Annotated in this window: 26 protein-coding genes; 16 read left to right on the top strand and 10 right to left on the bottom strand. The window is 64.4% G+C overall.

The features are described from left to right. The first annotated feature begins 34 nt into the window (after positions 1 to 34). From CH281_RS15545 to CH281_RS15515, 7 genes are all read left to right on the top strand, one after another. Positions 35 to 1,243, top strand: a complete 1,209-nt coding sequence (locus tag CH281_RS15545) for a DUF5336 domain-containing protein (protein WP_057473741.1) — start codon at positions 35 to 37, stop codon at positions 1,241 to 1,243. A gap of 171 nt (positions 1,244 to 1,414) precedes the next feature. Further along, positions 1,415 to 2,785, top strand: coding sequence for a cell division protein PerM (locus CH281_RS15540; protein ID WP_256983595.1), 1,371 nt, complete (start codon positions 1,415 to 1,417; stop codon positions 2,783 to 2,785). A gap of 79 nt (positions 2,786 to 2,864) precedes the next feature. Continuing rightward, positions 2,865 to 3,479 carry a phosphoribosylglycinamide formyltransferase gene (purN, locus tag CH281_RS15535; RefSeq protein ID WP_094694751.1) on the top strand — a complete coding sequence of 205 codons (615 nt, stop codon included), beginning with the start codon at positions 2,865 to 2,867 and terminating at the stop codon, positions 3,477 to 3,479. Beyond that, positions 3,476 to 5,032: a bifunctional phosphoribosylaminoimidazolecarboxamide formyltransferase/IMP cyclohydrolase gene (purH, locus tag CH281_RS15530; RefSeq protein ID WP_094694749.1), complete on the top strand. Its 1,557-nt coding sequence runs from the start codon at positions 3,476 to 3,478 to the stop codon at positions 5,030 to 5,032. Before purN ends, purH begins: the two co-directional genes overlap by 4 nt. A gap of 149 nt (positions 5,033 to 5,181) precedes the next feature. Then, positions 5,182 to 6,054, top strand: a complete 873-nt coding sequence (locus tag CH281_RS15525; protein ID WP_094694747.1) for an endonuclease domain-containing protein — start codon at positions 5,182 to 5,184, stop codon at positions 6,052 to 6,054. A 116-nt stretch (positions 6,055 to 6,170) separates the two neighbouring features. After that, positions 6,171 to 7,556: a sigma 54-interacting transcriptional regulator gene (locus CH281_RS15520; RefSeq protein ID WP_027496024.1), complete on the top strand. Its 1,386-nt coding sequence runs from the start codon at positions 6,171 to 6,173 to the stop codon at positions 7,554 to 7,556. Further along, the gene (locus CH281_RS15515; RefSeq protein WP_094621657.1) at positions 7,556 to 9,502 is read left to right on the top strand and encodes a vWA domain-containing protein; all 1,947 of its coding nucleotides are present in this window, start codon (positions 7,556 to 7,558) and stop codon (positions 9,500 to 9,502) included. Before CH281_RS15520 ends, CH281_RS15515 begins: the two co-directional genes overlap by 1 nt. Here CH281_RS15515 and CH281_RS15510 read toward each other — a convergent pair whose 3' ends face one another. The 7 genes from CH281_RS15510 to rpmB form a co-directional block, all read right to left on the bottom strand. Next, the gene (locus tag CH281_RS15510) at positions 9,503 to 10,075 is read right to left on the bottom strand and encodes a DUF1707 SHOCT-like domain-containing protein (RefSeq protein ID WP_094694745.1); all 573 of its coding nucleotides are present in this window, start codon (positions 10,073 to 10,075) and stop codon (positions 9,503 to 9,505) included. A 25-nt stretch (positions 10,076 to 10,100) separates the two neighbouring features. Beyond that, complete coding sequence (locus CH281_RS15505; protein WP_027496026.1) at positions 10,101 to 10,565, bottom strand: hypothetical protein; 465 nt, start codon at positions 10,563 to 10,565, stop codon at positions 10,101 to 10,103. Positions 10,566 to 10,611: 46 nt separating this feature from the next. Next, positions 10,612 to 11,538: an AEC family transporter gene (locus tag CH281_RS15500; protein WP_032381729.1), complete on the bottom strand. Its 927-nt coding sequence runs from the start codon at positions 11,536 to 11,538 to the stop codon at positions 10,612 to 10,614. Positions 11,539 to 11,618: 80 nt separating this feature from the next. Next, positions 11,619 to 11,873 (bottom strand): 30S ribosomal protein S18, encoded by a 255-nt coding sequence (gene rpsR, locus CH281_RS15495; protein ID WP_008719028.1) that lies wholly within the window; start codon positions 11,871 to 11,873, stop codon positions 11,619 to 11,621. A gap of 14 nt (positions 11,874 to 11,887) precedes the next feature. Then, positions 11,888 to 12,193 carry a 30S ribosomal protein S14 gene (rpsN, locus tag CH281_RS15490; protein WP_027496028.1) on the bottom strand — a complete coding sequence of 102 codons (306 nt, stop codon included), beginning with the start codon at positions 12,191 to 12,193 and terminating at the stop codon, positions 11,888 to 11,890. 3 nt (positions 12,194 to 12,196) lie between these two features. Then, complete coding sequence (gene rpmG, locus CH281_RS15485; protein ID WP_170944568.1) at positions 12,197 to 12,367, bottom strand: 50S ribosomal protein L33; 171 nt, start codon at positions 12,365 to 12,367, stop codon at positions 12,197 to 12,199. Continuing rightward, complete coding sequence (rpmB, locus tag CH281_RS15480; RefSeq protein ID WP_032365915.1) at positions 12,364 to 12,600, bottom strand: 50S ribosomal protein L28; 237 nt, start codon at positions 12,598 to 12,600, stop codon at positions 12,364 to 12,366. Before rpmB ends, rpmG begins: the two co-directional genes overlap by 4 nt. A gap of 137 nt (positions 12,601 to 12,737) precedes the next feature. On the opposite strand from rpmB, the gene mrf reads away from it, so the two are divergent. From mrf to CH281_RS15455, 5 genes are all read left to right on the top strand, one after another. After that, positions 12,738 to 13,970 (top strand): ribosome hibernation factor-recruiting GTPase MRF, encoded by a 1,233-nt coding sequence (mrf, locus tag CH281_RS15475; RefSeq protein ID WP_094694743.1) that lies wholly within the window; start codon positions 12,738 to 12,740, stop codon positions 13,968 to 13,970. Beyond that, entirely contained in the window at positions 13,967 to 14,227 is a 261-nt protein-coding gene (locus tag CH281_RS15470) for a type B 50S ribosomal protein L31 (RefSeq protein ID WP_032365913.1), read from the top strand. Before mrf ends, CH281_RS15470 begins: the two co-directional genes overlap by 4 nt. Positions 14,228 to 14,230: 3 nt before the next feature. Next, a complete protein-coding gene (gene rpmF, locus CH281_RS15465; RefSeq protein ID WP_032388658.1) occupies positions 14,231 to 14,398 on the top strand; it encodes a 50S ribosomal protein L32 in 168 nt (55 codons plus the stop codon). A 78-nt stretch (positions 14,399 to 14,476) separates the two neighbouring features. Then, a complete protein-coding gene (locus CH281_RS15460) occupies positions 14,477 to 15,541 on the top strand; it encodes a VIT1/CCC1 transporter family protein (protein ID WP_048319434.1) in 1,065 nt (354 codons plus the stop codon). 312 nt (positions 15,542 to 15,853) lie between these two features. Next, a complete protein-coding gene (locus CH281_RS15455; RefSeq protein WP_094694741.1) occupies positions 15,854 to 17,035 on the top strand; it encodes an RtcB family protein in 1,182 nt (393 codons plus the stop codon). A gap of 86 nt (positions 17,036 to 17,121) precedes the next feature. On the opposite strand, the gene CH281_RS15450 is transcribed toward CH281_RS15455, so the two are convergent. Beyond that, a complete protein-coding gene (locus CH281_RS15450) occupies positions 17,122 to 17,418 on the bottom strand; it encodes a hypothetical protein (RefSeq protein WP_032381732.1) in 297 nt (98 codons plus the stop codon). Positions 17,419 to 17,863: 445 nt separating this feature from the next. Here CH281_RS15450 and CH281_RS15445 point away from each other — a divergent pair, with 445 nt between their 5' ends. After that, positions 17,864 to 19,582, top strand: a complete 1,719-nt coding sequence (locus tag CH281_RS15445) for a metallophosphoesterase (protein WP_094694739.1) — start codon at positions 17,864 to 17,866, stop codon at positions 19,580 to 19,582. Between the two features lie 64 nt (positions 19,583 to 19,646). On the opposite strand, the gene CH281_RS15440 is transcribed toward CH281_RS15445, so the two are convergent. After that, positions 19,647 to 20,663: a magnesium and cobalt transport protein CorA gene (locus CH281_RS15440; protein WP_094694737.1), complete on the bottom strand. Its 1,017-nt coding sequence runs from the start codon at positions 20,661 to 20,663 to the stop codon at positions 19,647 to 19,649. Positions 20,664 to 20,741: 78 nt separating this feature from the next. On the opposite strand from CH281_RS15440, the gene CH281_RS15435 reads away from it, so the two are divergent. Further along, positions 20,742 to 21,170: a VOC family protein gene (locus CH281_RS15435; RefSeq protein ID WP_094644505.1), complete on the top strand. Its 429-nt coding sequence runs from the start codon at positions 20,742 to 20,744 to the stop codon at positions 21,168 to 21,170. On the opposite strand, the gene CH281_RS15430 is transcribed toward CH281_RS15435, so the two are convergent. After that, entirely contained in the window at positions 21,167 to 21,448 is a 282-nt protein-coding gene (locus CH281_RS15430) for a PASTA domain-containing protein (protein WP_032371235.1), read from the bottom strand. The two genes, CH281_RS15435 and CH281_RS15430, sit on opposite strands and share 4 nt — an antisense overlap. A 114-nt stretch (positions 21,449 to 21,562) precedes the next feature. On the opposite strand from CH281_RS15430, the gene CH281_RS15425 reads away from it, so the two are divergent. After that, the gene (locus tag CH281_RS15425) at positions 21,563 to 22,177 is read left to right on the top strand and encodes a trimeric intracellular cation channel family protein (protein ID WP_032364082.1); all 615 of its coding nucleotides are present in this window, start codon (positions 21,563 to 21,565) and stop codon (positions 22,175 to 22,177) included. Positions 22,178 to 22,253: 76 nt separating this feature from the next. Next, positions 22,254 to 22,940, top strand: coding sequence for a response regulator transcription factor (locus tag CH281_RS15420; protein WP_027496041.1), 687 nt, complete (start codon positions 22,254 to 22,256; stop codon positions 22,938 to 22,940). The last annotated feature ends 51 nt before the right edge of the window (positions 22,941 to 22,991 follow it).

The following is a 22,991-nucleotide window of genomic DNA, read 5'->3' as shown; positions in this document are numbered from 1 at the left end:
CCTGGGTACGGCACTATCAGGATGAGGAGACGCGATGACCTACTCGCCCGGCAGCCCTGACAACGGGGGCTCCAACTCTGGTGGCTACGGCGGAGGCGGACCGTCCTACGGCCCCCCGTCCACGCCGAATCAGTCCACGCCGAATCAGCCGTCGTCGGGTGCCTACCCCCAGTCGGGTCAGAACCAGCCGTTCCACCAGCCGTCGGTATCCAACCCGTTCGGCCCGCCCGTGCCAGGAACCTCCGCACCGAGCGGGTCCGCGCCGGGCACGTCCGGGCACTCGACGAAGTCGTCCGGTGCCGGGCTCGCACAACTGCCGAAGATCCTGACCTTCGTGGTGCTCGGTCTCGGTATCGTCAACTTCCTGCTCGGCCTGCTCGATTTCGTCACCGCCGAAGTGTCGTCGTCCGAGCAACTGCCCAGCGGCATCCAGACCTCGTTCAGCACCAACTTCTTCGAGTCCGGCGGAAGTGCGGCGTCGATCGCGTTCCTGCTCGCCGCCGGTCTGATCGCAGGTGCGTCGCTGCTGCAGAAGGATGCCCGGAACCAGGCCGTGATCGCGGCACTGGCCATCGCCGGATTCCTGGTGCTCGTCTTCCAGTCGTTCAGCCTGCCCAGTGCCGAGGGCAACGAGTTCGCCAGCACCAGCAGTTCGCTCGGAATCGGCGCGATCCTGGTGCTCGTGTTGGGCTTCGTGCAAGCATCGGCCGCTGTGGTTGCGCTGCTGCTCGATGCAGGCATCGTCAAGGCTCCGGCACCCAAGCAGTCCGGCTTCGGGAACCAGGGTCAGCAGTCCGGTTACGGCCAGCAGAATCCGTACAACGCGCCGACGACGTCGTTCGGTGGACCGTCCGGACCGCAGAACTACAGCAACCCGCCGGCATACGGTCAGGCCCCGTCGAACACAGCAGGCTCGTCGAACTTCGGACAAGCGCCGAGTGGACAGACGTCCGGCCAGCACTCCTACGGTCCCGGCGCACAGTCGCCGTACGGCAATCAGCCTGCGCCGAACACCGGACCGCAGGGTGGCTATTCGCCGCCGCCCTACACCGGTCCGAGCGGTCCGCCCGCAGGGCAGGCGTACCCGCCGAACCAGTACCAGTACGGCAACCAGCCGTCCGGTTACGGTCAGCCGTCGAGCACACCCGACGAGTCCGAGTCGGGCTCACAGTCGACGCCGTACGGCGCACCGACTCAATCGTTCGGCGCGACTCCCGCGGAAGACGACAACAAGCGCGACTGATTTCGCACGTCACACTCGACTTCGCGGCGCGCCTGACCGGCGTGCCGCGTCGTTGATGCGAATCTCGTAGTGATGAGCGATCTATTGAACCGAGATACTCGACGCGCGGCCGCACGCAGTTCCCGTGTGAGCACCGGGCCTACGCCCGATCAGTCACGAACGCTCGCTGCAGTGGCCTTCAAAACCTCCGGGTTGGTGGTGGTCATCGCCACGACTCTGGTCCTGATCACCCTTGTCTCGGTCAACAGCGATCTCACCGGAACCCTCGGTGCCATCGCCGGTTCCTGGTTCGCGGTGCACCTGGTGCCGCTGAGTATCGGTGGCACGTCGATGGGCGTCGCCCCGATGCTTCCCACCCTCGTCGTCGCCTGGTCCGTCGCACGCACGGTTCACCACGCGGTGGACGAGACCACCGACCGCCGCATGGTCAGGTGGGTGTTCGCCGCGTCGATGGCCGGACCCCTCGCTTTCACGGCCATCGCTCTGGCCGTCGCCAAGGATGCGTCGACGGTCATCGGACTGTCGAGCCCCAACGCACTCGTCGCCTTCTCGTGGGTGGCCGGAGTGCACGCAGCGGCGTCGGGCACCGGCCTGATCCTCGCTCGCTGGGATGCCCTGGTGATCGATCGACATCTTCCAGATTGGGTACGCGCACTCGTTGCGCCGCTCGTGCGGTCCGTTGCGGTGCTGACGGCAGGCGGCGCCGCCATCGTGCTGTTGGCGCTGCTCGCTTCCTGGGACACCGCCGGTTCGCTGCTCGACAACGGACGCACCCTCGTCGGCATGCTGGGACTGACCGTGCTGTCGGTGCTGTACCTGCCGAACATCGTCCTCGGTGCCCTCGCCGTCGCGACGGGGTCCTCGGCGAGCTTCGGAGACGCAACGGTCAGCCTGTTCTCGACGACGGGCGGGCAGCTCCCGCCGCTTCCGATCCTCGCCGTCCTCCCCGAAGGATCCGCGCAGACGATCTGGATCGTCATGCTCGTCGTTCCCATCGCAGCGGGGCTACTCCTGGGACGCGACTGCGCGATCCGAAGCGTGGACGTCCAGGTCGCGGTCTCCTCGGTGTGGGCCGTCGCTGCAGTCATGGGAGCCCTCGCCGCGGTGTTCGGCTACGCCGCAGGCGGGAACCTGGGCACGTTCGGCACAGTCGAAGTCACCGTGTGGAGCTTCGCACTGCTGACCTTCGCCTGGCTCGGCGTCGTCGGATCCGCCTCGGCCGCCCTCGTCGTGTGGCGTCGAGCAGACCCGGAACCCGACCACGAACCCCACGACCGATCCGGTACCGAGCAGCCCGTGCCGGTGACCGTGCCCGCAGCAGAACTGGCCATTCGAGCGCCTTCGTCGGAACCGGACGAGGCTGTCGCGGACACCGTCGTCGAGGCCGAGGTCGTCGACGAGAAGCCGGTCGCGACAGTGGAAGCAGACGATCCGATCGCGGCAGACGCCGAATCCGAGGAACCGCTCGAAGCCGAGATCGTCGCTCCGCCCCCGGCCCAGGACGACGCGTCGAGCACTGCGGAGGACGGACCTGCCCGGTAGGGGCGCGGGTCGGAGCGACTAGGCTTTCTGCTGGCTCGAACGATCCCCTCGATACCTCAGGAGTAGTGCGCTGACTGCCTTGCGTGAGACACCCGCGCGGGTCGTCGTCCTCGCGTCGGGGACCGGCTCGCTCCTGCAGTCGCTCGTCGCCGCGACAACTGCCGAGGACTACCCGGCGCGCATCGTGGCCGTCGGAGTCGATCGAGAGTGCGCGGCCGCTCGTCATGCCGACGATGCCGCGATCCCACATTTTCGTATCGGCTTGCGAGACTTCGCCGGTCGGGCGGCCTGGGATGAGGCGCTCACCGACGCTGCACTGGGGTTCGAGCCCGATCTGATCGTCACCGCAGGGTTCATGAAGATCCTCGGTCCTCGATTTCTCGACGCGTTCGCCGGCCGGATCGTCAACACGCACCCCGCGCTGTTGCCGTCGTTCCCGGGTGCGCACGCCGTTCGGGACGCGCTGGACCACGGCGTGAAACTGACCGGTTCGACGGTGCATCTGGTCGATTCCGGCGTCGACACCGGGCCGATCCTGGCTCAGGAAGCCGTGCCCGTTCTCGACGGCGACGACGAAGCGGCATTGCACGAACGCATCAAGACTGTGGAACGACGGTTGCTGGTCGACGTGATCGCAGCGGTCGCAGCCAAAGGTGTCACCTCCGATGGACGAAAGGCTCAGATAATCCGATGAGTGAACGTAAAGCGGTGCGCCGCGCACTGGTCAGTGTCTACGACAAGACCGGACTGATCGAACTTGCGACCGGTTTGCATGCCGCGGGCGTCGCTCTGGTGTCCACCGGATCGACGGCGAGCAAGATCGCCGACGCCGGAATCCCGGTCACCAAGGTCGAGGACCTCACCGGATTCCCCGAAACCCTCGAGGGTCGCGTCAAGACGCTGCATCCTCGCGTCCATGCCGGGGTCCTTGCCGACACCCGCAAGCCCGACCACCTGGCTCAGCTGGACGAGCTGGGCATCGAGGCGTTCGAGCTCGTCGTGGTCAACCTGTACCCGTTCACCGAGACCGTCGCCAGCGGTGCGACGCCCGACGAATGCGTCGAGCAGATCGATATCGGCGGCCCGTCGATGGTGCGCGCCGCAGCCAAGAATCACCCGTCGGTCGCGGTTGTCGTCGATCCGAGCCGGTACGACGACGTACTCTCCGCTGTCTCCGGTGGCGGATTCACGCTCGCCGAGCGCACATCTCTTGCCGCGCAGGCATTTCAGCACACCGCGGCATACGACGTCGCAGTGGCGTCGTGGATGTCGAGCGTCCTGACTCCCGACACCGAGACGGTGTTTCCCGAGTGGATCGGCGGCACCTGGGACCGCTCCGCAGTACTTCGGTACGGCGAGAACCCGCACCAGAAGGCTGCCCTGTACGTCGACTCCTCCGCTGCTGCCGGCATCGCTCAGGCCGAGCAGCTGCACGGAAAAGAGATGTCGTACAACAACTTCACCGATTCGGATGCGGCCTGGCGGGCAGCGTTCGATCACTCGGAGCCCACCGTCGCGATCATCAAGCACGCCAACCCGTGCGGCATCGCCGTCGGCACCGACATCGCCGAGGCGCACCGAAAGGCGCATGCGTGCGATCCGGTGAGCGCCTACGGCGGCGTCATCGCGGCCAACCGTGAGGTCACCGTCGAGATGGCCGAGCAGGTCGCCGAGATCTTCACCGAGGTCATCATCGCGCCGTCCTACGCCGACGGCGCACTGGGAGTGCTGCAGCGCAAGAAGAACATTCGAGTTCTGCTCGCAGAAGCGCCGCCCACGTCGGGCGTCGAACTCAAGCCGATCTCCGGCGGGGCACTGCTGCAGCAGAGAGACGTCATCGACGCCGACGGCGACGATCCGGCCAACTGGACCCTGGCTGCGGGCGAACCCGCCGACGAGCAGACCCTCAAGGATCTCGAATTCGCTTGGCGCGCAGGACGAGCCGTCAAGTCCAACGCAATTCTGCTCGCTCACGACGGCGCGTCGGTCGGCGTCGGAATGGGCCAGGTCAACCGCGTCGACGCCGCCCACCTCGCGGTCCAGCGTGCCGGGGATCGCGTCGTCGGTTCGGTCGCGTCCTCCGATGCCTTCTTCCCGTTCCCTGACGGCTTGCAGGTCCTCATGACGGCGGGCGTCAAAGCCGTTGTGCAGCCCGGTGGTTCGGTCCGCGACAACGAAGTGATCGCTGCTGCCCAGGACGCGGGCGTGACGCTGTATCTGACGGGTTCGCGGCACTTCGCGCACTAGCTGCTCCGTCGAGATCGCAGTTGTGCAGCCTTTTACACCATTTCCGCTCGCATAACTGCGATCTCGACGATCTGTGGATGAACGAAACCATAATCCACAGATTGGCCTGCTGGCCGTTTCGAGGAGCTCGACCCTGCCAGGGTTGAGCGATGGGGATCGAGTCAGGACCGTTTCGTGGGTCGGTTGCAGTGCAGTCGGGAGCATTGAGTCGTCACCGACTGAGCCGCGACTATGTACGAGTGTTCCGTGACACGTATGTGCCCGCAGGAACCACCCTGGATGCGCGGACCCTGGCTGCGGCGGCATCTGTGTGCGTCGGCAACAGCGCAATTGTCGCGGGTACTTCGGCGGCCGCCGTACATGGCGCGCGATGGGTCGACGCCTCGGTGCCGCCCACTGTGCTTGCGCCGAAAAAATCACATCGAATACCAGGGCTGATCCTCCGGCGCGACTCGATCGAGCCTGGCGATGTGCTCGTGGTCGGCGGGGTGGCGGTGACGACCACCCCGGTACGGACCGCGTTCGATATCGGGCGATGGGTTCCGTCACCGCAGTCCGTGATCTTCCTCGATTCACTCATGGCCGCGACCGGCCTCGAGCGGGATGTGGTGAGTGCATTCGCGTCACTGCGTCCGAGGTGTCGGAGTATCCGGGTGCTGCTCGACGCCCTCGGTCGGGTGGATGGAGGTGCGGAATCGCCGCAGGAGACGCGCACCCGACTGTTGCTGATCGACGCTGGACTTCCGAAACCCACCACCCAGATCGACGTTCGAGATGCACGTGGTCGATTTGTCGCGCGGATCGACATGGGGTGGGAGAGGTGGCGTGTCGGGGTGGAATACGAGGGGGTGCAGCACTGGCTCGACGAGCGTCAGCGGACCCGCGACATCGAGCGGTACGAGGACTTGCAGCAGTGCGACTGGCATATCGTTCGGGTCAATTCCGAACAACTCCGCCGTCGTCCCGACGAAGTGGTCCGTCGAGTTCGGGCCAAGCTCCGTGAGGCAGGAGCACCGATCTAGCGAGATCGCAGTTGTGCAGGGGATTTGTCCAGTTCGGGTTGCATAAGTGCGAACTCGACGGAACCACAACGGACCACTAGATGGCAGCAATCGTCAAACGCTCGTAGCGTGGAGAAGTGACCTCCACCAAACCTGGCATCTCCACTCTCGGCGAACTCAAGGCATCCGGACATCGGCAGCGGTCGATCAAGGAAGAGCTCCGCGAAAATCTTTTGACGGCGTTGCGTGACGGCGAAGATCCGTGGCCGGGGATCGTCGGCTTCGGGTCGACGGTGCTGCCGCAATTCGAGCGCGCGATTCTGGCCGGTCATGACGTCGTTCTGCTGGGTGAGCGTGGGCAGGGCAAGACCCGTCTGCTGCGTACCCTCAACCTGCTCCTCGACGAGTGGGTGCCGGTGATCGCCGGTGCCGAACTGGGCGAGCATCCGTACGAGCCCATCACCCCTGCGAGCATTCGTAGAGCGAAGGAACTGGGCGACGACCTGCCCATCGAGTGGCGGCACCGCAGCGAGCGGTACGCAGAGAAGCTCGCGACCCCGGATACCTCGGTTGCCGACCTCGTCGGCGATGTCGATCCGGTGAAGGTCGCCGAGGGCCGCAGCTTGGGCGACCCGGAGACCATTCACTTCGGTCTCGTTCCGCGGAGTCACCGCGGCATCGTGGCCATCAACGAACTTCCCGACCTCGCCGAGCGCATCCAGGTGTCGCTGCTCAACGTCATGGAGGAGCGCGACATTCAGGTCCGCGGCTACACCCTGCGGCTCCCGCTCGACGTCATGTTGGTGGCCAGTGCCAACCCCGAGGACTACACCAATCGCGGACGCATCATCACTCCGCTCAAGGACCGCTTCGGTGCCGAGATCAGAACGCACTACCCGCTCGAGCTGGACGACGAGGTAGCCGTCATCGATCAGGAAGCGGACCTGCAGGCCGAGGTCCCGGCATACCTGCTCGAGGTGCTCGCTCGATTCACTCGGCTGCTGCGCGAATCGCCGTCGGTCGACCAGCGCTCCGGCGTCTCGGCACGATTCGCGATCGCCGCAGCCGAAACGATCGCTGCCGCAGCGGTTCACCGCGCCGCAATACTCGGCGAAGCAGACGCCGTGGCGCGGCCGGTGGACCTGGGAACGATCATCGAGGTGCTGCGCGGCAAGGTCGAGTTCGAGTCGGGCGAAGAAGGCCGCGAAATCGAGGTCCTCGAACACATGCTGCGACGCGCGACGGCGGATACCGTCCGGGCACACCTGGGTGGCCTGAACCTCGCGGCGTTGGTGACGGCCGTGGAGACCGGCGACCCGATCGTCACCGGCGATCGCATCACCGCCAAGGCGCTGCTCGACGAGCTGCCCGACGTGGCCGTGATCGGCGACATCACCGAGCGGTTGAAGGCGACCTCGGACGGCGAGAAGGCAGCCGCCGTCGAACTGGCACTCGAAGGTCTCTACCTCGCGCGGCGGATATCGAAGGACCCCGACGACGACGGCCAGACGGTGTACAGCTGATGCGTCGCTCCAGGTACGGGCGCTATCACGAGGGCCCGGATCCACTGGCTCCTCCCGTCGATCTGCGGGAGGCGCTGGATGCGATCGGCGAGGACGTCCTCGAGGGGGCGTCGCCTCGCCGGGCGTTGCAGGAGATGCTGCGGCGCGGAACGAAGAACATGCGCGGGCTCGACGACCTCGCGGCCCAGGCCGCCAAGCGTCGCCGAGATCTGTTGAAGCAGAACAACCTCGACGGCACGCTGCAGGAAGTGCGTGAGCTGCTGGACAAGGCGGTGCTCGAGGAGCGTAAGGCGTTGGCGCGTGCCCTCGACGACGATGCGCGGTTCCAGGAGATGCAGATCGGCGATCTGTCTCCGTCCACCGCCCAGGCGGTGCAGGAGCTCTCGGATTACGATTGGCGTTCGTCGGAGGGGCGCGAGAACTACGAGAAGATCAAGGATCTGCTCGGCCGCGAGATGCTCGATCAGCGATTCGCCGGCATGAAGCAGGCTCTCGAAGGTGCCACCGAGCAGGATCGTCAGGCCATCAGCGAGATGCTGAAGGACCTCAACGAACTGCTCGACGCCCACAACAAGGGCGAGAACACCGACGAGCAGTTCGACGAGTTCATGAACAAGCACGGTCAGCATTTCCCGGAGAATCCGAAGAATGTCGACGAGCTACTCGATTCACTGGCGGAAAGGGCTGCCGCCGCGCAGCGACTACGCAACTCTCTGACTCCCGAGCAGAGAGCCGAGTTGGATGCGTTGGCGCAGCAAGCCTTCGGTGACTCGAACCTGTTGAATCAGCTCGATCAACTCGATCAGAACCTGCAGCAGGCACGGCCCGGTGAGGACTGGGACGGTTCGCAGAATTTCCGCGGAGAGAACGGAATGGGACTCGGTGACGGTACCGGAGCGCTCCAGGACATTGCCGATCTCGAGAATTTGGGCAATCAGCTCTCGCAGCAGTACAACGGGGCGGCGCTGGACGATATCGACGCCGATGCCCTGCTGAAACAGCTCGGACCGGAGGCTGCTGCCGACGCCCGGATGCTCTCGGAGCTCGAAAAGGCGCTGCAGCAGCAGGGTTTCATGGACAAGGGTGCCGACGGTCAGTGGCGTCTGTCGCCCAAGGCCATGCGTCAGCTGGGGCAGTCGGCGTTGAAGGATGTCGCTGGAAAGCTGTCTCGACGCGGCGGCGAGCGAGATACTCGTAAGGCCGGCGCGATGGGTGAGCCGACGGGAGCGTCGCGCACCTGGGAATTCGGCGACACCGAACCGTGGGACGTGACCCGCACGGTCAACAACGCCGTCTTGCGTACGGCTGCACAGGGATCGGGCTTTCCGGTGCAGCTACAGGTGACGGATGTGGAGATCAGCGAGACCGAAACCCGGACGCAGGCTGCGGTGGCGTTGTTGGTCGACACGTCGTTCTCGATGGTGATGGACGGCCGCTGGGTGCCGATGAAGCGCACCGCATTGGCTCTTAATCACCTGGTGAGTACTCGTTTTCGCGGTGACGATCTGCAGCTGATCGGATTCGGCAGGCATGCACAGACTTTGACGGCCTCGGAGCTTGCCGGCCTGGACGGTGCCTACGATCAGGGCACCAATCTGCATCATGCGCTGATGCTCGCAGTGCGGCATCTGCGTCGTCATCCCAATGCGCAGCCGGTGGTCTTGATCGTCACCGACGGTGAACCGACGGCTCATCTGGAGCCGGACGGCCATGCGTATTTCGATTACCCGCCGTCGTCGAAGACGTTGGGTTTGACGGTGCGTGAGCTCGATACCGTCGCGAAACTCGGTGCACAGGTGACGATTTTCCGTCTCGGTGACGATCCCGGTCTGGCCCGGGTGGTCGACAAGATGGCCGAGCGGGTCGGCGGCAGGGTCATCGCGCCGGATCTGGACGGATTGGGTGCTGCGGTGGTGAGCGACTACCTCAAGCGTCGGCGATCGTAGTCACTTCTCTGCTGCCTTGATGTCCACCGAGACTCCGCCCCAGAAGGCGAGTCCGATGATGACCACTCGGGGCGCACCGGGGTGAAAGGCGCTCACGTGCTCGAATCCGCCCATGATCCCGGTGCCGCGGACCTCGACGCCGATGCCGGGCGGCACGGTGATCTCGATGCCGCCCATGATCGCGACGCAGTTGATCGTGGTTTCCTGGGCCGAGAATGTCGCTCGGCGTAGGTCGAGTTGCACTCCGCCCCAGAAAGCGAGCGCGTCGATGCGTGCGGCGACGGTCCATTCGCCTTTGCGAACCGATCCGCTCATGATCGCGATGGCCCGATCGGTCTGGGGCGCACCGGTCTGCGTCGTCTGCGGAGGTGGGGTGAGGGCCAGATCGTCGGTCAACAGGTCCAAGTCGCCGTATGTCTTCGCTCGGTACGCCGCGGCCGTCCGCTCGTCGTACTCGGTGACGGTCAGTTGACCGTTGGCGAACGCGTCGCTCAGCAGCTGCGCCACGAGGTTTCGATCGGCATCGGCAGCGCGCACCGTACTTCGATTTCGGTCGGGTAGTTGGTCGCTCACCGGTCGGACATTACCGGCGACCGGGTCAGGCCGCATTCAGGATTGCGCGATGACCCAGCGGCGACGCCAGCGTGATCTGCATGGTGGCGTAGACGGCAACCATGATGCAGGACTTGTCCTCGGCGTCCGGTCTGGTCCCGGTCCGCAGTTCGATCGTGACGGCCGTGTCGGTCTCGGTCACCGTCGCGTCGGCTCCGTAGCACTCGGGCGTGCCGGTGACGAAGTGCACCGCGATGGTGTTGGGGGAGACCTGGCTCCACGACTCGAACGGAGTGGTCGTCGCGCGAATCAGATCCGGGGTCGACTCGAACATCGTGCCGACGTCGCCGACGGGAACCTCGTGGGGGACGGGCGGCGCGCTCGGTTGCTGGACGAACCCGATGGGGGTGGTGGAGTTCGTTGTCGGTGTCGTCTCGTCGTCGTCACCGGCGGCGGTGCTACAGCCGGCCAAGAGCAGGCACAGCATGACACCTGCAGCGAGAAACCTCATGAACCCAAAGTAGCGCTGGGAGCTGAGGAGAACCTTTGTGTTCGTCTCATGCCAGCAGCACCGTGACGAGTGCGATGACGGGAATCGAGACCAGGGTCGTGACGAATGCCGTGTCGCGGGCAAGAACGACCCCTCGCTGGTAGCGGCTCGCGAAGACGAAGACGTTCTGCGCGGTGGGCAGCGCCGAGACGACGACGATGGCGAACAGGTCGTGCCCATCGAGGCCGAAGACGAATCGGGCCATCAGATACCCGAGCAGGGGCTGCAGCGCCATCTTGAACAGGGTCGCCAGAGCCACGTCTCGTCGCGGGCTGATGCCCTTCTGCAGCACCCGCGCGCCGTACAGCGACAGTCCGAACGCGAGCAGTGCACCCGGAACGGACAGGTTGCCGACGAGTTGGAACGGCTGCATGAGCGCCTCGGGGAGCTCGAATCCGGTGATCGACAGTACGAGACCCGCGGCCCCGGCCAGCACGATCGGGTTTCGGAACGGCGTCGTGACCGTCTTGAACAGGGAGACCTCGTCGATCTTGGTGGAGATGTCGAGGACTGTCACCGCGATCGGCGTGTAGATCATGATTTGGAACAGCAGCAGGGGAGCGACGAAGTTGGCGTCGCCCAGAACGAACACGGCGATCGGGATACCGAGGTTCGCGGCATTGACGTAGGAGCTCGCGAGTGCGCCGACGGTCGCGTCGGGCACGGCGCGTTTCAGCGCGAGCTTCGCGATGACGAAGTAGATGGCCCCGACGAGCAGCGCTGTGGAACCGGCGACGGCAAGAACGGGGGACAGGATGACCGACAGGTCCGAATTGGCCAACGTGACGAACAGCAGCGACGGCGTCGCCACGAAGAAGACCAGTCGGCTCAGAACGAACTGGCCGTGTTCGCCGAGGATTTTCAGATGGGCGAGCAGGTAGCCCAGTGCGATGACGACGAAGATGACGGTGAAGCCTTCGAGAACGCCGGACATCGTAGAACTGCTCGTTTCTTGCTAGGAACGACAGAAAGGCCACGTAGCCCAGGGCTACGTGGCCTTTCTCGAAAGCTGATTCAGCGGCTGGTGAACGGCAGCAATGCCATTTCACGAGCGTTCTTCACTGCGACAGCGACCTGGCGCTGCTGCTGCGGGGTGAGCCCGGTGACCCGGCGGCTACGGATCTTGCCGCGGTCGGAAATGAACTGACGAAGAAGGTTGATGTCCTTGTAGTCCACCGTGGTGACCTTGGCGGCGTTCAACGGGTTCTTCTTCGGTCGACGACCCGCCTCTGCGCGGACCTTCTTCGACGGTGCTCTCTTGACTGCCATCTCTACCTTTTCCCTTACCAGCTCGACTTGTGGACGCCTGGCAGCTCCCCGCGGTGAGCCATCTCGCGCATCTTCACGCGGGACAGCCCGAATTTCCGTAGGTAACCGCGCGGACGTCCATCCGCAGCGTCACGATTGCGCAATCGTACCGGACTCGAATCGCGTGGCAGACGCTGCAGTGCCGCCTGGGCCTCCGCGCGCTCGGAATCGCTGCTCGAGGGCTTGCGAATGATCTCTTTGAGCTCGGCGCGACGCGTTGCCCAGCGGGCGACGACGACCTTGCGTTGCTCGTTCTTCGCGATCTTCGATTTCTTGGCCACCGGTCAGCGCTCCTCTCGGAAATCGACGTGCTTGCGGACGACCGGGTCGTACTTTTTCATCACGAGTCGGTCGGGATCGTTCCGGCGGTTCTTGCGGGTGACGTAGGTGTAGCCGGTACCCGCGGTCGACTTGAGTTTGACGATGGGGCGGACGTCGGTGCTCTTGCCCATCAGATCTTCTCCCCACGTGCGCGGATCTTGGCCACCACGGCGTCGATGCCGTCGCGGTCGATGGTCTTGATGCCCTTGGCCGAGAGCGTGAGGGTGACGCGGCGTCCGAGGCTGGGGGCGTAGTAGGTCTTGCGCTGGATGTTGGGATCCCACCTGCGGCTGGTGCGCACGTGGGAGTGCGAGACCGACTTTCCGAAGCTGGGGGTGCGGCCGGTGACTTGGCAGTGCGCTGACATGAGCACTCCTTTCTTGCCGTTATGACAATCGTTTTCGACAAAGCGTTCAAGCGAATGTAGCGTGCATCCTCAGAGAATGACAATCGTTGTCGAGAAGAAAGGCGCTCGTGAACACATCACCGGACGATCGAACCCCGATGGTCCTCGTCTCCGGCTGGACCGGAGCCATGGACGCTGTCGTGACATCGCTGCTCGCGCCGGGAACTGTCGCAGTCCGCCACGACCTGAGCCGCGTCACCGAGGGCGTCGTACGCCGAACGTTGTTCGTCCTGGGTGAGAACCCGCGCGAGACGATCTTGGAACTGGCGCACGGCTGTGTCTCCTGCACGCTGCGCGAGGACCTGCTGCCGCTGTTGCGTGCACTGTCGACCCGCAGCAGTGTCGATCGCATCGTGCTCGTACTGGACCCTGCGCTCGAGCCCGAGGCGTTGTGCTGGGCGGTGGACAACGTCATCGTCGCCGACGTGGTGGGGCAGATCGACGGACCGGCCTCGAGGGACGTCCGTATCGAGGCCGTGATCGGCTGCCTCGACGCCGCAACCTGGTTGGCCGACGCCACCGGCGACGACACCTTGGCCGACCGCGGCATCGTCGCCAGCGGCGACGACGATCGAACCGTCGCGCAGTTGGTAGTAGGCCAGGTGGACTACTCCGACGCGCTCGTTGTCACCGCAGGTCCCGATGTCGACGCGTGGGAGCGCGCCCGGCTCGCGGCTGTCCTCGCGCGGTTGGCACCGAACGCACCCGTCGTCTGGGTTTCTCAGGACTCGATGGTCGACGGCCCAGCAGTTCTCGCGTCCGTTCCCTTCGATGCCCGGCGCGGTGAGATCACGGACGCTCACTCGCCGCTGCTGCGCGGCCAGCCGCCCTTGTCCGTCGACTGCGGAGTCGCACTCGTGGAGTTCACCGCAACTCGGCCGTTCCATCCCGAACGACTGCACGAGGCCATCGACGTGTTGCTCGACGGCGTCGTCACCGCTCGCGGACGGGCATGGGTGGCCACGCAACCCGACGAAGCGCTGTGGATCGAATCGGCCGGCGGCGGACTACGGGTGGCGAGCGCCGGAAAGTGGCTTGCGGCAATGACTCCGGTGGAACAGGATCGCGTCGACACCACCAGGCGAGCGATGGCTGCGCTGCGGTGGGACGAGCACTTCGGTGATCGAGACACGTCGTTGGTGATCTTGGTACATCAGGCCGACCCCACCGAGATCGACCGAACTCTGCAGTGGGCGTTGGTGTCCGACGACGAGATGACCGATCCCGCTCAGTGGGCCACGTGGACCGACCCGTTCGGCCAATGGCACGAAGACCCCTGCGAGAGCAGCGAATCCCCGTACGCAGACCAGTCACGAGAGGCAACAGAATGAAGCCAGGCATCCACCCCGATTACCATCCGGTGGTGTTCCAGGACTCGAGCACCGGGAACAAGTTCCTCACTCGATCCACCGTCACGTCCGCCCGCGAGACCGAGTGGGAAGACGGCAACACCTACCCCCTGATCGTCGTCGACGTCTCGTCCGAATCGCACCCCTTCTGGACCGGGGCGACACGCGTCATGGACACCCAGGGACGCGTCGAGAAGTTCGAGAAGCGCTACGGCCGTCGAAGCCGAAAGGAGGCGTGAGACATGGCTGTTCCGAAGAGAAAGATGTCGCGTTCCAACACGCGTAGCCGACGGGCACAGTGGAAGGCCGTCGCCCCGGATCTGGTGACGGTGCGTTTTCAGGGTCGAGAGTTCAGAGTGCCGCGCAGGTTGGTCAAAGCAGTTCAGACCGGCGTCTACGACCCGAGCTGACTGCCCCCCTCGTGCGCGTTGTGCGCCCTTCCAGGTACGCACAACGCGCACGAGGGCGGAGCCCGGTACGTTTGCTCGATGGACGGAACAGAACCTTCGTCGAAGGACGTCAAGCGATGGCGGCAGTACCTCGCCGACGAGCGGGCCGAGGCCGCCGTCTATCGCGACCTGGCGGGTAGGCGCAGCGGTGAGGAACGCGACATTCTGCTCGAGTTGGCCGACGCGGAAGGCCGCCACGAACAGCATTGGCGCAATCTGCTCGGCGATCGCGTCGGGATGCCACTCAAAGGCGACATTCGTACCCGGATCCTCGGCGTGCTGGCGCGCCGCTTCGGATCGGTGTTCGTGCTCGCCCTCGCGCAACGCGCCGAGACCCGCTCGCCCTACGCGACCGACGCGGATGCCACCGACGCCATGACGGCCGACGAGCAAATCCACGCCGAGGTCATCCGGGCATTGGCTGCCCGCGGCCGTAATCGACTCTCGGGAACCTTCCGCGCTGCGGTGTTCGGTGCCAACGACGGCTTGGTCAGCAACCTCGCCCTGGTGCTCGGCATCAGCGGATCCGGAGTGTCCAACCAGATCGTGTTGGTCACCGGACTCGCCGGCCTGCTCGCCGGCGCGCTGTCGATGGGAGCAGGCGAATACGTCTCGGTGCGCTCACAACGCGAACTGCTCGAGGCATCGTCGCCCGACAGCGCCGCGAATGAGGCCGTTCAACACCTCGACGTCGACGCCAACGAACTCGCCCTCGTCTACCGCGCTCGCGGAATGACCCACGAGGAAGCCGACGCGAAAGCCGCGGACGTCATCCGACTGCTCCCCGCCGTCGAAGAACCGGCCACCGACATCGACGAGCACGAATCCATCGGAACCGGACTCGGTGCCGCCGCAGCGAGCTTCTGTTTCTTCGCCTCCGGTGCCGTCATCCCGGTGTTGCCGTACCTGTTCGGTCTCGAAGGCTATGTCGCCCTTGCCGTTGCAGCGGTGCTCGTCGGACTGGCGCTGATCTGTACGGGCCTGATCGTCGGACTACTCAGCGGCGGTCCGCCCGTCAAGCGCGCACTGCGACAACTCGCCATCGGATACGGCGCGGCCGGGGCGACGTATCTACTGGGACTCGCATTCGGTGGGGGCGTGTAGGTTTCGCTTTTTGGGACGGAATGCACAATAGCGACGCACATCGACGGGATCCCGTCCGAGCGGCGCACTTCTGTGCATTCTGTCCCGTCTCCCATCCTCGCCGTCGAATTAATTAGCTCGCGTCGGAGACTTTCAGCTCGATAGGGTCATCGCCATGCGCGCCACTTGTCTGCCCTGCGCGGATCTCGACACGAGAGTCCGTCCGAGCATTGTGCTGCGCGCTTATTCATCCGAGCTGTGTGCTGCTCTCACCGGCAAACAGCGACCCATCGAATAGCTCTCTCTCTCGACGAGGGGGCAGAAAGGAACATCATGCCCCCGAACAAGGTGGGCTTACGGCTGCTCAGCTGGGCGTCACAGCTCGAGGACAAGACGCTCGAGCAGGCTCGCGAAACAGCATCGATGCCGTTCGTGCATCCGCACGTCGCTCTGATGCCCGACGCGCACAGCGGCATGGGAAGTGCTGTAGGAACAGTCATTCCGACGTTGGGCGCTGTCATTCCGGCTGCCGTCGGTGTCGACATCGGATGTGGAATGATCGGTGTCCGAACAGAATTCACCCTTGATGACCTCGACGGACGGAACCTGAAGGATTTGCGACTCGCCATCGAGGCCAGCATCCCCCTCTCGCCCGGCAACTACAACGTCGGTGTCGATCGATGGCAGTTCACTGCGCCAAAGCTGCTCGAACTCGATGAGTTGGCGGCCAGGGACGGTGTAGAGCTGAACCACTCACCGCAGTGGCGGGAGCAGCTCGGTTCGTTAGGCGGCGGCAATCACTTTGCCGAGTTGTGCCTCGACGAGACCGATCAGGTGTGGCTGTTTCTGCACAGTGGGTCGAGGGGCGTGGGGAACAAGATCGCGAAGAAGCACATCGCGATTGCGCAGCGTCTGTGTGCGCAGTGGTGGATCTCGTTGCCCAACAAAGACTTGGCGTACCTGCCCGAGAGCTCTCGTGAATTCGGGCAGTACATCAGAGATCTGAAGTGGGCGCAGCGGTTCGCGTACCTGAACCGGGCCGAGATGATGGACCGGTTCGGCGCGGTATTTGCCGAATGGATGGGAACGGACAACCACCGCGAGGTCGAGCGGATCAATTGCCACCACAACTACACGGTGAAGGAAACGCACTTCGGCAAGGACGTGTGGCTCACCCGTAAAGGTGCGGTGGACGCACACGAGGGTGTGAAGGCGATCATCCCGGGGTCGATGGGGACGCGTTCGTACGTGGTCGCCGGTAAGGGTTCCAAGGCCGGCCTGTGCTCGGCACCCCACGGTGCCGGTCGACAGTTCTCTCGGACCGAGGCCAGGAAGCGGTTCACCCACGAGAACTTGCAGGAGCGGATGAAGGGGATCGAGTTTCGCGACAGTGCCGACTTCATCGACGAGATTCCCGACGCCTACAAGTCCATCGATGTCGTGATGGAGGACGCCTGCGACCTGGTGAGCGTCGAGCACGAGCTACGTCAGATCCTCAACGTCAAGGGGACCTGAGGGCGCAGGGGCCTGCTGAACGACGAAGGACGCGCACCGAGATGTTCTCGGTGCGCGTCCTTCGTGGCGTTAGGGGCGGAGAAGACTCACTCCTCTTCGGGGCACGAGAAGGTGATGGTCACGTTGCTGCGGTCGATGGGCGCGAAGTACACCGAGCGCAGGGCCGTCGCTGTGCGATCTGCGTCGTCGCACCCGTTGATGGGTCCATCGCGCTTGATCAGCATCAGGTTGCCGCTGTCCTTGATGATTGCTCGCGCGGCGGAGATCGACTTGCCCTCGATCTTGTCCTTGAAATCGGGCACGTCGGCGGCCTGCGCCAGCGGGGCGAATCCGACCGCACAGGCAATGGACAGTGCAGCTACGGTCAACGACTTCTTCAGCATGACTTCTCCTCGGTTTTCAACTGTTGGCTCCCGTTGACTGGCTGCAGCCACGGGGGCGCGTGCAATCACCGGAGGTGTATAACTCACGTCGAACTTCAGCCAACGGGCGCTGACCTCAAGTTTCGTGCTCACAGTAGCAGTGCGTACGGCCGTCGGCGCGCTGGTTGTCCACCGAATGGGCAAGTAAATTGTCGCGATTGTCTACTCGGATAGGTCTGGAGCTCTGACTGGCGCTCGTGTGCCTGGATATCTACCGATCTTTACCGCAGTGTTGCGTGAGGTTGCGGCCTTTCGGAACCGCCGTTGTCCTTGGTCCGGTGGGGGCCTTCGTTCTCGACGGGATTGTCCTCGTTCGTCCTGTTGTGCCTCGCTGTTCTCCGTCTGTTCACCTGTAATGCGCTCTTCTGTTCAGCGCCCGAGAGGGCTCGGCGGTCACCATCGATTCATGACGCTCAATCCCGCAGGCGAGACCGTCGCGACCGGAATTCCGGGCACGCTCGCCGAGAACATGACGATGGCCGAGCAGCATGACTGGCATCGGTCGTTCCTGCGGCGACACCCGGTGAGTCGACGTAACTTCCTGGTGGGTGCCGCAGCGACGGCAGCCGCGGTGGGCGTCGGTAATTCGGCGTTCACTCGCACCGCCTATGCGCAGGACGCTCCGCTGGCGGTGGCCGGTCGACACATGGGCTTCGGCAACGATCCGGCGACCCAGTTGCGATTCTCCGCTCAGCTTTCCCGTAATCCCGGCATCACCGGTGTCTTTCTCGATCACGGCCCGACGCCTGCACTGGGAGCCACGACCTCCGCCGAGGTGCGCAACCTCGTCAGCCAAGTTCCGCAGACCGATGGCGGCATCCTGTCGGCCGAGCAGTACTACGTGCACGTGCCCGTCGACAATCTGACGCCCAAGCTGCCGCACTACTACCGATGGCGTACCGCGGACGGTTTCGTCAGCGACATTCGCAGCGCATCTCCCGCGCTGCCGACCGGACGCATTGCCCCGTTCCGTTTCACCATGATGGGGGACCAAGGGGTCGACGAGACCCCCTCGCAGCCAGCGGGTCTGGTCGCCGGTGACTACGACGACCTGTATTACAAGGCCGACAACGAACCGACGGTCAAGCACGCGCGCAACATCAATCGTCAGATCGAGGCGTCGCGTCCGGACTTCCACATTCTTGCCGGCGATATCGCCTACGCGGATCCGTCGGGTGCCGGTCTGCCACCGCAGTTCGCGGGCCACGGCAAGACGCCACCGAAGGGATTCGACAAGTTCAATCCCTTCGTCTGGGATGGCTATTTTCAGGCCATCGAGGCCAGCGCATCGACTGCACCGTGGTTGTTCGCCACCGGCAATCACGACATGGAGGCGCTGTACAGCCCGAACGGATACGGCGGCCACGCTGCACGTCTAGATCAGCCCAGCACTGGCCCGAAGGGGTGCCCGTCGGCGTATTCGTTCGTGTACGGCAACACTGCGGTGCTCTCGCTCGACGCCAACGACGTCAGTTACGAGATCAAGGCCAACACCGGCTACAGCGGCGGAGCCCAGAACACCTGGGTGGAGCAGACTCTCGCCAAGTATCGGGCAGACCCGAACATCGACTTCATCGTCTGCTTCTTTCATCACTGCGCCTACTCGACCACGTCGACGCATGCGAGCGACGGCGGCGTACGTGACGCGTGGGTATCGCTGTTCGACAAGTACGAGGTCGACGTGGTGCTCCAGGCGCATAACCACGTGTTCGAGCGCACCGATCCGATCCGCTCCAACCGTGCGACGCGGGTCGCCGGCGACAACGCCACGGTTCGCGGAAAGACCGACGGCACCGTGTATTACACCGTCGGCGGAGGTGGCCGTCCGCGTTACACGTTCCAGGACGGCGAGGGCGTCAGCTACCGGGGCCACGAATTGCCGGACACGGCTGTTCCGAACAGCTACGTATGGGCACCCGACGGCACCAAGTCGGCCGAGTCCATCACGTGGTCGCGAGTGAGATTCCTGAACTACTCGTTCGTCAGAGTCGATGTGGTGCCGGGTATTCCGGGTATCAAGGCCAGCACGATGTCCATCGGAGCGATCGACGAATACGGCAACGAATTCGATCGCCTCACCTTCGAGCGCGACATCGCGGTGGGCCCGATCTTCGGTTCCTCCTGAGCGCCCACGTGAGTGGAACTTCGACCCCTGCTACGAACTTCCACTCACGTGCGGCGCAGCCGCTCTACAGCCACTTCTGACGTTTGAACACCACGTAGAGCGCGCTGGAGCAGATCACCATGGCGACCAGCGCCAGTGGATAACCCAAGTGCCACTTCAGTTCCGGCATGTCCTCGAAGTTCATGCCGTAGATCGCGGCGATGAGCGAGGGCGCGAAAAGTATTGCACCCCAGGATGAAATGCGCTTGACCTGTTCGTTCTGCTCCAGGCTTACCTGCGTCATGTTCCGCATCTCTTCGTTCTGCTGCTGCGCCACCATGGTGGAGTGCACCGTCATCGCGTTCTGCAGGTTGGATCGGAACGACTCGATGCGGTCGGAGACGCGGATTGCGTGGTCCAGCACGTCCCTAAGATTTCGCTGCAGTTCGACGTCGACGTGATACTTGTCGGACCCGCGCTTGAGGGATTCGATCATCTCCACCAGAGGCTTTGCAGCACGGTCGAATTCGGAAACCTCACGCAGCAGTGAGTAGATGCGCCGCGATACGCTGGGATCGCCGGTGAACAGCTGATCCTCGATTTCGTCGATGTCGGTCTGCAGTCCTTTCACCACGGGGACGTACTCGTCGACCACTTGGTCGAGGATTCCGTACAGAATGGCTTCGGGTCCGAGCGCGAGCAACTCGGGCGATTCCTCCAGCCGGTGGCGGACGAGGCCGAGTTCGGGTGATTCGGCGTGACGGATCGTGACGACGAAATCGGCTCCGAGAAAAATGTGCAATTCACCGAATTCGACCTTTTCGGTCTCGTCGATGTATCGGGCGGGCCGCAGCACGACGAACAGTTGCTCGGCGTAGCGTTCGAGCTTCGGCCGCTGATGTGCCGCGATGGCATCCTCGACGGCGAGTCGGTGAAGCCCGAATTCCGTAGCTACCGCGTTGATTTCGCTGATCTCGGGACGGTACAGGCCGAACCACGCCATGCCGTGGCGGTCACGCATGCACTCGAACGTGATGTCGAGACTCTCCGGATTTGCGGTCCGCTTTCCCTCGACGTAGACGGCATTGTCGACGATCGGCACTTCGGGTCACCTCGGTTCGAGAACTTCGAATGTGCCGGACGGCACCCGATCGAGACTATCGCCTGAAACAATGGGGCGATGCAGCAGCAAGTTCATTTCACCACTCTGGCCACTGCGGATCTCGATGCAGCCCGAACGTTCTACTGCGACGGGCTGGGGTGGACGCCGTTGCTCGACGTTCCTGGCGAAATCCTGTTCTTCCAGATCGGGCCCTGTGCGGTGCTCGGTCTGTACGACGCCACCGCGTTCGACGGGGATCTGGGACGGCCGCCGCGCGAGCACGACCTCGGCTCGGTCACGTTGGCGCACAACGTGGACGACGCGGCAGCCGTCGACGCGATGTTCGCGGCCACTCTCGCGGCGGGCGCGACACCGATCAAGACACCTCAGCGAACATCGTTCGGTGGCTATCACGCCCACATCGCCGACCCCAACGGAGTCATCTGGGAAATCTGCCACAACCCCGGTTGGAGCGTCGACGACGACGGGACGGTTCGGCTGACTTAGCCGGCACCGACTATCAGTAGGAGGGCGGCGTTCTCGCTGACCTTGTCACCGGCTTGAAAGTTGGTTCCGACGACCGTCGCGTCGGGACGGTCGTAGTCGGAGCTGACGTCGGAGAAGCCTGCATCCGACAACGCCTGCACCGCGTCCGATTCGGTCATTCCGGCCACTGCGGGAAGCGTCGCGCGGTCGGGTGCTGCGTCGGCGATAGCGCCGCCGCCGAGGGTCAGTGCCCCAGCCACTGCGAGGGTGGCGATCGTCTTCTTGAATCCGATACCCATGTCTTCGTCCTTACTCGTCGGCGCTCTCTGACAACGCAACCGTGCTCCTGGAGGCTGTGACAGCGTTTCGACGTTGCTGTGAAGCAGCTGTCAGTCGCATGACATGCTCGTTCGGTGCTTCTCGACCTCCTCGGATACATCGGTATCGCAGTCTTCGCGGCGTCGGGTGCACTGGTCGGGGTATATCGACGACTCGACTTGTTCGGGGTCTGCGTCGTCGGAATCACGACGGGCATCGGGGGCGGCATCGTTCGCGATGTGCTGCTCGGTATCCATCCACCGACGTCGCTGGACACCTGGCCGAACGTCACCGTCGGGTTCTTCGCCTCGCTGGTGGTGTTCGTCGCGCATCGGCAGATGGGCAAGGTGCGCCGGGGTGTGCTCGTGCTCGACGCGTTCGGGATGGGCTTGTTCGCCTCGACGGGCGCGACGATCGCCCTGAGTGTCGGCGGTAGTGCCCTGTCCGGAGCGCTCATCGGGACGACGACGGCCGTAGCCGGTGGCGTCATCCGGGACGTCCTCGTCAACGACGTTCCCCTGCTGCTGCACCGCGACCTGTATGCCCTACCTGCGCTGCTCGGCGCGACGGCCGTCGTGGTGGCCGAGGCGCTCACTCTGCCGGAGAACGTCGGGTTGGTCGCGGGGACGATACTGGCGACCGGCCTGAGATTGCTCGCTCTGTGGCGTAAATGGAATCTGCCGCAGGCTCGGAACCTACCTACGTTGTGAGCTTCGACTGCCGGAGCGCGTACCGACCGACCACCCCTCTCAGCCGTGTCTCAGTCGACCAGGACAAACTGTACCGATGCGGATACTGGTGGTCGACGACGATCGAGCGGTGCGCGAATCGCTGCGCAGATCGCTCACGTTCAACGGGTACACCGTGGACCTGGCGGTCGACGGCCTCGATGCCCTGGAACAGGTAGCTGCGGCGCGTCCCGATGCGTTGGTGCTCGATGTGATGATGCCGCGTCTCGACGGCCTCGAGGTGTGTCGGCGATTGCGCAGCGTGGGCGACGACCTACCGATCCTGGTGCTGACGGCGCGTGATTCGGTGTCCGAGCGCGTAGCCGGTCTCGACGCCGGTGCCGACGACTACCTGCCCAAGCCGTTCGCGCTCGAGGAGCTCCTGGCTCGGCTGCGGGCATTGTTGCGGCGCACAGCGATGGAAGCCGGCATCGACTCGGAGACCATGACGTTCGCGGACCTGTCGTTGGACCCGGTCACCCGTGAGGTCTCGCGCGGCGAGCGTTCGATCAGCCTCACCAGGACCGAGTTCTCGTTGCTCGAGATGCTCATGACCAATCCGCGCCGAGTGCTCACCAGAAGTCGCATTCTCGAAGAGGTCTGGGGCTACGACTTCCCGACTTCCGGCAACGCGCTCGAGGTGTACGTCGGGTATCTGCGGCGCAAGACCGAGGCCGAAGGGGAGTCGCGGCTGATCCATACCGTTCGCGGTGTCGGATACGTCCTGCGCGAGACGCCCCCGTGATAGGCAGTTCGTTCGGGCGCAAGACGCCCGACGGTGTCGCACTTCCGCCGG

The sequence above is a fragment of the Rhodococcus sp. 06-221-2 genome (genome assembly GCF_002258365.1).
GTDB lineage: Bacteria > Actinomycetota > Actinomycetes > Mycobacteriales > Mycobacteriaceae > Rhodococcoides > Rhodococcoides fascians.
Note: the sequence above shows the minus strand (reverse complement) of the source record. Positions and strands in the feature narration are given on the sequence as shown.